Genomic DNA, 9128 nt, shown 5'->3' on the forward strand with positions numbered 1-9128 from the left:
CGCGATCGCGCAGCCGGGAATGGCCGACACAAACCATTCCTCGCGCAGCAGCGGGCGGCCATCGCCGATCATGCTGCCCCAACTCACCACATTCGGATCGCCCATCCCCAGGAATGACAGGCCAGCTTCCGTCAGGATGGCGTTCGCCACCAGCACCGACACGGTGACGATCACCGGGGGCAGCGCATTGGGCAGAATTTCCCCCAGGATCAGTCGTCCCGGGCCATAGCCGAGGCTGCGGGCGGCCATCACGAATTCCGCCCCGCGTAGCGCCCGGAACTGCGCCCGGACCAATCGCGCCACCATCGGCCAGGACGCCAGTCCGATAGCCAGGGATATCGTCGTGATCGTCGGTGATCGAATGGCCACCAGCACAATCACTAGCAGGAAGCTCGGGATGGTCTGGACCAACTCCGTCAACCGCACGAGCGCGGTGTCTATCCAGCCGCCGAAGAAGCCGCCCAGGGCGCCGACCAGCGTGCCGATCACCACCCCGATGGCGGCCGCTACCAGGCCGACCATCAGCGATACCCGCGCGCCATGCACCAGCCCGGCGGCGATATCGCGTCCCAGGCTGTCCGTGCCCAGGGGGTAATCCGGGTCGGCACCGGGCCAGGTGGTCGGTGCCGAGACAATGTCCTGCGGATTATCCGGATACAACACTGGTGCCAAGATCGCCGCCCCCGCGACGATCAGCAGGATCACCAGCCCCGCGACGAAAGACGTATTGCGCAACAGGGCGGAGAGCGCACCGCGCCGGGCCGGCCTCAATGTGCTTCGATCCGCGGGTCGAGCCAGGCGTGCAATAGATCGATCCCAACATTGGCGATGATGACCAACAGGCTGGACAGCAGCAGCACGCCCAGCAGCAGGCCATAATCTCGGCCCAACACCGCCTCCAGCGCCAGGCGGCCCATGCCCGGCCAGCCATAGACGGTTTCCACCACCACCGCGCCACCCAGCAGATTGCCCAGATGCAGCCCAGCCACCGTGGTGATCGGGATCAGCGCATTCGGCAGGGCATGGCGCAATTGCAGCACGATCGGGTGCAGGCCCTTGGCCGCGGCGGCCCGGATGAAGTCCAGCCGCTGCACCTCCAGCAGGCTGGACCGCACCAGCCGCGCATAGACCGCGACGAAGAACAACGACAGGCTGGCTGCAGGCAGAACCAGATACCGCATCCGGTCGAACACCCAGGCCAAGCCATGCAGGTTGGCCGCCACCGTTTCGTTGCCATTGCCCGGCAGCCAGCGGAGCTTGACCGAGAACAGCACGATCGCCATCAGCCCGATCCAGAAGCCGGGCGTGGAATAGCATAGCAGCACCAGCACCTGCAGCGCCCTATCCACCCAGCGCCCGGCGAACGCTGCCATGACGCACCCCACCACCACACCGGCGACCAGCGCGATCACCATCGCGCTCATCATCAGCAGAAGCGTGTTTGGCAGCCGGTCCAGCACCAGGCGGGCCACCGGCACGTTGAATCGCGCCGACATGCCAAGGTCCAGATGCGCTAGATGCCACAAATAGGTGCCCAGCTGGATCAGCACCGGCTGATCCAATCCGAAGCGGCTGCGCAGCGCGGCCATCCCTTCGCTGGTCGCCCCACCCGACTCGCCTGCCAGCACGTCCGCCGCATCGCCGGGCATCAATTGCAGGAGGAGGAAATCCAGCACCAGGATGCCGATTACGGTCGGGATGGCATGAACCGCAGCGCGGCGCAGCGTCGTCCAGACTCGGCTAGACGTCGACAAGTACGCTACCAAGGTTGGATTCAACCCCCTCTGCCGTCAGCAATTCGTTGTGCACGCGCGTGTTGGACAGCGTCAGGAACACGGGGGAGCACAGGTTCATGTCCGGCACCTCCTTGGCCATGGTGTCCTGGAATTGCTTGAACAGCGCCACGCGCTTCGCCGGGTCGTTTTCAACCGCCGCATCCTCCAGCAGCTTATTGACCTCCGGGCTGCTGTAGTGCGTGCAATTGGAGAAGGGGACGCCCTTGATGAAGTTCTTCGACCAATACAAACGCTGCACGCCGACTGTCGGGTCGAACAGGTTACTGGCGCCGTTGATGGTGAACTCGAACTCCCGGTCGCTATAGACCCGGCGCACGAAGCTGCCCATGTCTTGCGCGCGGATATCCACGGCAATCCCGGCCCGCCCGAGCAATGCACGCACGATATCGCCGGTTCGCTTCTGGTCCTCGCCCGATGGGTTGTAGTCGAGGGTGACGTGGAATCGTGTGCGATCGGACCCGCGTGGGAAACCCGCTTTGTCCAGCATGGCCTCCGCCGCCTTGACATTGAACGGATAGGGCGAGGGCGCCGGGTTCCTCATCGCTCTAGCTAACCAAAGTCACTTGCGCAGATCCGTAGCGTTACCAGGCATTAGGCAGGTGTAGATATGCCACGTCCGTCCAATTCTAGGCTTGTGCAGCTAGCATATTAGCCCTCAGCCGTTCAGCTAGACACTCCACTAGCTTGGCCGAACATAGATGTGTCTGAGGACAGTATAGGCCTATCGATAAGCCCCATTTTCGACACCTAGGGGGTGCAAAGCGACATTTGCCACAATTTTCGGATTGTGGCATGTGCGGAGCGGCTGTTTTGGACCGTCAATTGCTTGGGCGTGGTATGAAAAAGGCGGACTGCGGCAGGGCGAAGAATGAGCGTTTACAGCGACTTGGTGCGCGACCGTGACCTTATCAACGGCGCGGCACCGACTGGCCCAGGTGACCTTTGCCAATGTTAGCTTTGGTCCGCATCGTCCGCGACGCCGCGCAGCCCCATTAGCAACGGCGGCAGGTCCGGCGAGGTGTGCAGTAGACGTAATATCCGCGGCGGCGCCGTGGTGTCCGTGTAAACCAGCAGATATCGGAAATGCGGCAGCGACCAGAACCGATATCTTGGCCCGGCCAGATGAGGTCGACGCACACCAACGCCTGGTCTGGCGCCAATCAGCCGCGCCGCATCTAGAACAGCATCATTCAGTTGGTCTGCTGCATCCGGGTTTTCTTCGGCGATCCGTTGCACGGCAAGGGCAAGCTCGCGGCGCGCCTGTCTGGTCAGGACCGCAGCGGCTGTCAAACCTTGGCGCGCCGCGCCTCGTTGACCAAGGTCGCCATCTCAGCGTGAACATCGTCAGCGCTGTGCCAACCGTCGCGGTCAGCTTCCACCTCGGCGTCTTCAAGCGTGGCGATGAAGGCCAGGCGCACCTGCTCCTGTCGCTGCAGCAAGCTGAGACCAGCTGCGACCAGCTCTGCCAGGTCGCGATAATGCCCGGCGGCGATCGCGTCTTCGGCGAAGCGCTCGAGCTCAGGGGGAAGGGTCATGCCGTCCATCACTCTATGATAGGGCAGGGCGGTCCCGCCGAAAAGGATCATCGGCATGGATGACGCATCGTCCTCCGGTGAGATCCTGCCTCCGGACGTCCCCGCCGCAGCGCCATCAGCCGCCTCCGTTGCCCTGGCCAAGCGGATCTCGCGCGGCAGCCCATCGCGCGCCCTCGAAGCGCTGACCGAGGGGGCGATCGGCGAGGCCGTGGCCATCGCGGCCGGCTACGCCGACGACGCGATCTCGGCAGCGACACGGGCCGCCTATCTGCGAGACTGGGTGCATTTCGCCGACTGGTGCAAAGCAAAAGACGCCGATGTGACCGAGCTGCCGATCAACCCGGTCCTGGTGGCCGCCTATCTTGGGGCTTTGGCGCCGACCCACGGGACCAGTGCGCTGCGCGGGCGCGTGGCCGCCATTGCCTACCATCATCGGCGGCGTGGCGTGGCGTTCCTCTCCACGCACCCCGTCATTCGCGAGACGCTCGGCGGCATTCGTCGCCGCCACCCACGTCCCGTGCGCCCGGCTGCCGCATTGACGTCGCCCGACATCAAACAGTTGATCGGCACCTGTCCGAGCGACCTCGCCGGCCTGCGCGATCGCGCCCTGCTCCTGGTTGGCTTCGCTGGTGCCTTCCGCCGTGCCGAGTTGGTGGCCATCGATCGCGAGCACCTGCGGATCGAGGCCGCCGGGGTGACGATCCACATCCCCCGCAGCAAGCGCGACCAGGAAGGCAAGGGGGCTGATGTGACCCTGCCGCGGATGCGCGGTGAGGACAGCTGTCCAGTCCGGGCTCTTGAGGCCTGGCTCGCTCGGGCGAAGATCCGCCGAGGTCCGGTGTTCCGTGGCATCAGCCGTCACGGCTCGATCGAGGAGCGGCTGACGCCGGGGGCGGTGCGTTTGATCCTGCTGAAACGTGCCGCTCTGGCCAAGCTCACCGTCCACGCGAGTGAGCGCCTGTCGCCGCACGGCCTTCGGGCGGGCTTCATCACTGAGGCGTATCTCGCCGGCGCGCCCGACGAGCAGGTCGGGGCGCACGTGCGGCACGATGATCTCCGATCGACGCGCGGCTACCGGCGTCGGGCGCGGATCACCGGGGAGAACCCGGCCCGTCTGCTGGACCTGTGACGGCACCCATCGCCGCACCGGCATTCACTGACACCGATCAGAGTGGGGGATCCAGCGGGGAACAGGGCAGGGAGGTGCTTGCCCCGGCGGAGACGGACTGGCTGCATCACACGCTGGCGATCAGCGGTCCGGTGGACATGGTCGGCAAATTTCGGACCACTGCCCGCGGCACCAACGCCGCGCCCTGGTCGCTCGACCTCGATGCCGAGGAGGCTCGTCTGCTTGCCCCGATGGCGCGTGAGGGCAGGGCGGCACGTGCGCTCGTGGCCGAGCTTCGCGAGGTGATCGCGACGAATCATGAGCGCATGCTGGCCCGGTGGCACGAGCCGGGCACCTGTCTGCTCGACCTGCATCGCTTGGTGCCGATCCCGCCGTCGATTCTGCAGCTTGGCGAGGACCATGCACGTGCACGAGTTTGGCTCTGGGAGAATTGGGGCACGACCCAGACGCTTCGGCACGTCCGGCTCGTCGAAGAGGCAGCCGATGGCCGTCGACGCCGCACCCGGCGCGACGTTCTCGCCTTCAGCTCGGCGGATTGGACTCCCTGGCAAGCGCTCCGCCGGATCCGGCGTGATTGGCCGGACTTGATCTTCACGGTCGATCCTCGCTACCAGTTCACCGAGGCCGCGTCGGGTGGCGAGAAGAAGGGTGCCTAGTCCAAGGGCCATCGACGCAAGGTCTCCTGAAGACACGGTCCCGCGGCCGGACCCGCTTTGGGACGATTGGGAGACACCGCCGCGCCTGCCGCCAACGACGCCGGACCTCCATCTTGACGGCTTCGACGGCCCGCTTGACCTCCTGCTCGACCTGGTCGAGCGGGAGCGTATTGATCTTGCCCGCCTTTCCATTGGTGATTTGGTCGATCAGTTCGTTGCGGCGATGGCACGGTTCGAGGGGCAGGTGCCGATTGAACGCCGCGCCGACTGGCTGGTGCTCGCGAGTCGACTTCTGGTGCTGCGATCCAGGCTGTTTTTTGCAGCGACTCCGGAAATCGAGGAGGCAGTCGAGGCTGCCCTGGAGCGCGAGCGTAGTCGGCTGCAGCATCTGCAGTTCATTCGATCGGCCGCTTCGTGGATGGGCGCACGACCGCAAATCGGCCAGGACGTCTTCGGCCGGGGCCGGCAAGGGCGGGACCCGCGAATTGCCTCGTACATGCGGCTGCTGGAAGCCTGCCTGACAGTACTCCGCAGGCCAGACGATGATCCGTCCATCGAGGCGGCCACATACCGGCCAGCTGTGTCCAAGCTGTTCCAAGTGGACGCGGTGCTTCGCCGTCTCCGCACGCTTGTCGACGCCCTGGACGGACCCGTGCCTTTTACAACGCTACTCCCGCCCATACCAGCGGGAGTCATCGACAAGTCCCTGCTCGCCCGCTCCGCTGTCACCGCGACCTTGATTGGTGCGCTCGAACTCTGTCGAGAAGGCCAGGTGAGGCTCGATCAAGACAGCTCCTTCGGCGAGATTAAGTTCGCGCCCGTTCCAATCAATCAACGCGGCAGCCAACGCAATCTTTAGCAAGCGAGACGTCACCACAACACCGTGCATTCATCGGGTGGTTCTCAGAACCAGAACGGCCGCAGGGCACGAAGCAGAAATCGTCGTATCATGGCCCACTTGTGTTGTAGACACTCGGCGGACGGCTGAGACACACACGGCGCTCAGACGCAATGCAAGGCTTCAAAAGAGATAGCCGTCGTGATATTACTCAATCCCGCGCCATAGGTATTGACGTTACGTCGCCTTATCTCTTCTAGCCATAATTGATTGTCGGGTTGAGCCTTCGCCCTCTATCTCATCTCCTTACTCTCGGCCCGCCTAGCAAATTGATTTCGTGTCTGCTCAATCCGGTCCGAGCACGGACAGGTCTGAGAGGGTCATGCTCCGTTCAATCCTGTCGTTGAGCCGGTTGGCAAGCCTTGGTTGGTCATGACGTTGGCCCGGCTATGACCCTGGACGCGGCTTCAATCCTATCCACAGGCTCGGTTGTCCGCCTGGCTTCCAGCGATCAGAACGATAGTGAAGCCGATTGCGTGGGGGGGTCAGTAATCTCCATCGAGAACAACGGAAACGTTGATTGCGGTGAGGTCTTGATTGGGTCGAGACTTGGGATTGCCCCAAGGCTTTGATCGCCAGTAGAGGAGCATCAAGCAGGGCATTCTAGTAAAACCAGAGTGGTGAGATCGGGTTGTGGTTGACTGTAGTCCCGGGTGATCAGGATGTCGGACGACAAGTAGGCGTTCGGCCGACCAGAATTTGGAGCTGTCTCATGGTTGAAGTGACGCCTACCATTCCTCCGCCACAGCCCCGCGACATGAGTGATGCACTTCGTCGTAACATAGCTGCCTTGGCAGAACGCCGCCGGCAAGAAGCAGGAAGCGCTACCCGCCAGGAGAAACTGGCCGAGGCGATAACCTCCCTTACCGGAAGCATGACCTTCGTCTACATACATCTAGCGGTATATTCGGCTTGGGTCTTTGCAAACCTCGGTTTGATCCCAGGCATTCCAAAATTCGACCCCTCGTTCGTAATACTTGCGATGGAAGCCTCAGTAGAGGCGATCTTCCTATCGACCTTCGTTCTCATCAGCCAGAACCGCACTGCGAAGGCGGCAGACAGACGTGCTGATCTCGACTTGCACATCAATTTGCTTACCGAACACGAACTCACGAAGCTGATTGAGGTCGTAACGGCTATGGCGGTAAAGTTGGGCGTTGAATTCGGCCGAGAGGAGATGGCAGAAATCGAGAAGGACGTCGCACCAGAGACGGTTTTGGACGCAATCAAAGCGGCTTAGAGCGCCGGTTCTTTCGATGAAAGAACGACTCGGGAATCTATCTTCCTTTTTCCACTATTCGTCCACACGGGCTAGATGCCCCACCACCAAGCCCACACAATCAACACCCCTGCGACAAACACCAGAAGCATTACCGTCAATTGAGTGGCAAAGCGCCCGCGTCGTCGTGGCGGCCTAGAGGGTCCGCCAGATTGCCAAGGCTGTCTCACACGGGCTCCGAGATGTGACGGTTACTTGATCGCCGCTTTCAGTTGTTCAATCTCGATGAGAAGGGTCTCGCAGGTTGTATCGCAATCAGACATCGTAGCAGCCTCCAAATTGGCAAGTTTCGACGGCTTTACTCCGCTCTCGACGAGGTGAACGCATGCGCTAATCGGCTTGATCTTTGCGGTGTAGCCGGCGAGCTTTGGCGATGACGAACCGAAGGTTTGCAGGCTCCACGGTGATCATCGTGCTGGTTCCGGCTGCAAGATCAGCATAGAGCAGACCACCGCGAATCGACGCCAATTCAAGGGCTCGAAGAATATCGGCGCGCGCTAGCTGATCATGGTAAGGACCCTTTTCGATCCGATCGAGCACTGCGGCATCTTCAGCAGACAGGGTCGGCTTCTTTCTCGGTCCGCCAGGGGGCCGCCCGCGTGTGGGTAGCCACATGGCGCTAACGGCATCCTGTTTGTGCTGCGCACGGGCATTCCATGGGAGATGTTGCCGCAGGAAATGGGGTGTGGCTCGGGCGTGACGTGCTGGCGACGACTGCGTGATTGGCAACAAGCAGGCGTATGGGACGGTCTGCATCGTGAGTTACTTCGCCGCCTCCGGCAGGCCAATCGCATCGACTGGAGCCGGGCGTGCATGGATAGTTGCTCCATTGCGGCTAAAAAGGGGGCGCTGAAGTCGGCCCAAACCCAACGGATCGAGGTAGACCGGGGACCAAGCGTCACTTGATTACCGATCGCCGGGGTACTCCGCTCGCCTTCCTGCTGACCGGCGCCAATGTCCATGACAGCGTGCCGCTGGAAAGGCTGCTCGACAGGATTGCGCCGGTCGGCGGCGCGCGTGGACGACCACGTCGACGGCCAGATAAGCTGCATGCCGACAAAGCCTACGATCACCGACGGTGCCGACGCGCCTGCATCAAACGGGGCATAAAGCCGCGCATTGCCCGACGCGGCGTCGGAGACAAGCCAAAAGTTGGGGCAACACCGCTGGGTCGTCGAACGCAGCTTCGCGTGGCTGAACCGCTTCCGCCGCCTCACGATCCGATACGAACGCAGGATCGATATGCATCATGCCTTCACCGCGATCGCATGCTCCATCATCTGCATGCGCGCAATCAAGCGCCGGTTTTGAACGGCACTCTTAGCTTAGTAGGACGGCGCATTCCTGAACCATCTGGCTCAAGCAAGCACCTGCGATATATGGCAGGGCAATAAAAACCATTAGGCTGGCGCGTCGTTTATTTCAGAGTTGTTCGCAGGAATACACATGAGCCAAATGAAGCCGAGTCCTATCGATATCGGCCGAGTTGAGGCTGGTCGCGTCGTGTTTCCAGAGTGGAAAGGGGCGGCAGATCGTCCGTCGCCGCCACTTGCGGCTCCCATGCCACCCGATAAACGTATTGGTTTTGCGATTGCCGGGCTAGGAAGGCTCAGCCTCGAACAGATCATGCCGGCATTTGGCGAGGCCAAGAAGTCGCGAATTACCGCAATCATCTCCAACACGCCCGACAAGGCGCGGGTCGTGGCGACTCAATACGGTATCGCCGCAGAGAGCATTTACACCTACGATGAGTGGCATCGGCTTGCTGAGAGCAAGGATATAGCGGCCGTCTACGTGGTCACACCCAATTCACTGCACCTCGAACACGTGACCGC

11 protein-coding genes and 1 pseudogene are annotated in these 9128 nt (G+C 62.2%); 6 read left to right on the plus strand and 6 right to left on the minus strand.

Annotation, left to right across the window (positions count from 1 at the left end):
* From GSQ76_RS23665 to GSQ76_RS23685, 5 genes are all read right to left on the minus strand, one after another.
* Window positions 1-771, minus strand: a 771-nt coding sequence (locus GSQ76_RS23665) for an ABC transporter permease (RefSeq protein WP_254070601.1), incomplete at its 3' end; no start/stop codon positions are given.
* Window positions 768-1754, minus strand: a complete 987-nt coding sequence (locus GSQ76_RS23670; protein ID WP_254070602.1) for an ABC transporter permease — start codon at window positions 1752-1754, stop codon at window positions 768-770. The genes GSQ76_RS23665 and GSQ76_RS23670, both read right to left, overlap by 4 nt.
* Entirely contained in the window at window positions 1741-2337 is a 597-nt protein-coding gene (locus tag GSQ76_RS23675; RefSeq protein ID WP_158746570.1) for an ABC transporter substrate-binding protein, read from the minus strand. Before GSQ76_RS23675 ends, GSQ76_RS23670 begins: the two co-directional genes overlap by 14 nt.
* A gap of 410 nt (window positions 2338-2747) precedes the next feature.
* Entirely contained in the window at window positions 2748-3086 is a 339-nt protein-coding gene (locus tag GSQ76_RS23680; RefSeq protein ID WP_158746571.1) for a type II toxin-antitoxin system RelE/ParE family toxin, read from the minus strand.
* The gene (locus GSQ76_RS23685) at window positions 3083-3388 is read right to left on the minus strand and encodes a type II toxin-antitoxin system ParD family antitoxin (RefSeq protein WP_158746572.1); all 306 of its coding nucleotides are present in this window, start codon (window positions 3386-3388) and stop codon (window positions 3083-3085) included. The genes GSQ76_RS23680 and GSQ76_RS23685 overlap by 4 nt, the downstream gene beginning before the upstream one ends.
* Between GSQ76_RS23685 and GSQ76_RS23690 the strand changes: the two genes are divergently transcribed.
* From GSQ76_RS23690 to GSQ76_RS23705, 4 genes are all read left to right on the plus strand, one after another.
* Entirely contained in the window at window positions 3387-4460 is a 1074-nt protein-coding gene (locus GSQ76_RS23690; RefSeq protein ID WP_158746573.1) for a site-specific integrase, read from the plus strand. The two genes, GSQ76_RS23685 and GSQ76_RS23690, sit on opposite strands and share 2 nt — an antisense overlap.
* A 74-nt stretch (window positions 4461-4534) precedes the next feature.
* A complete protein-coding gene (locus tag GSQ76_RS23695; RefSeq protein ID WP_158746574.1) occupies window positions 4535-5116 on the plus strand; it encodes a hypothetical protein in 582 nt (193 codons plus the stop codon).
* Complete coding sequence (locus GSQ76_RS23700) at window positions 5109-5975, plus strand: ScpA family protein (protein WP_158746575.1); 867 nt, start codon at window positions 5109-5111, stop codon at window positions 5973-5975. Before GSQ76_RS23695 ends, GSQ76_RS23700 begins: the two co-directional genes overlap by 8 nt.
* A 751-nt stretch (window positions 5976-6726) precedes the next feature.
* Window positions 6727-7254, plus strand: coding sequence for a DUF1003 domain-containing protein (locus GSQ76_RS23705; protein ID WP_158746576.1), 528 nt, complete (start codon window positions 6727-6729; stop codon window positions 7252-7254).
* Window positions 7255-7623: 369 nt separating this feature from the next.
* On the opposite strand, the gene GSQ76_RS23710 is transcribed toward GSQ76_RS23705, so the two are convergent.
* Window positions 7624-7908, minus strand: a complete 285-nt coding sequence (locus GSQ76_RS23710; protein ID WP_158746577.1) for a hypothetical protein — start codon at window positions 7906-7908, stop codon at window positions 7624-7626.
* Between GSQ76_RS23710 and GSQ76_RS32100 the strand changes: the two are divergent.
* Both GSQ76_RS32100 and GSQ76_RS31380 read left to right on the plus strand, forming a co-directional pair.
* Window positions 7874-8604, plus strand: a pseudogene (locus GSQ76_RS32100) (IS5 family transposase); the annotation flags it as partial. The gene GSQ76_RS23710 and the pseudogene GSQ76_RS32100 sit on opposite strands and share 35 nt — an antisense overlap.
* Window positions 8605-8739: 135 nt before the next feature.
* Window positions 8740-9128: Gfo/Idh/MocA family oxidoreductase (locus GSQ76_RS31380; RefSeq protein ID WP_216851256.1), on the plus strand; the 389-nt coding region annotated here is incomplete at its 3' end.

It is taken from the genome of Acidisphaera sp. L21, assembly GCF_009765685.1.
GTDB lineage: Bacteria > Pseudomonadota > Alphaproteobacteria > Acetobacterales > Acetobacteraceae > LMUY01.

Coding starts and splice junctions, on each gene's coding strand:
- GSQ76_RS23675 (WP_158746570.1), bottom strand. CDS start 2,337: ATGAGGAACCCGGCGCCCTCGCCCTATCCGTTCAATGTCAAGGCGGCG.
- GSQ76_RS23690 (WP_158746573.1), top strand. CDS start 3,387: ATGGATGACGCATCGTCCTCCGGTGAGATCCTGCCTCCGGACGTCCCC.
- GSQ76_RS23685 (WP_158746572.1), bottom strand. CDS start 3,388: ATGCCGATGATCCTTTTCGGCGGGACCGCCCTGCCCTATCATAGAGTG.
- GSQ76_RS23705 (WP_158746576.1), top strand. CDS start 6,727: ATGGTTGAAGTGACGCCTACCATTCCTCCGCCACAGCCCCGCGACATG.
- GSQ76_RS23710 (WP_158746577.1), bottom strand. CDS start 7,908: ATGTGGCTACCCACACGCGGGCGGCCCCCTGGCGGACCGAGAAAGAAG.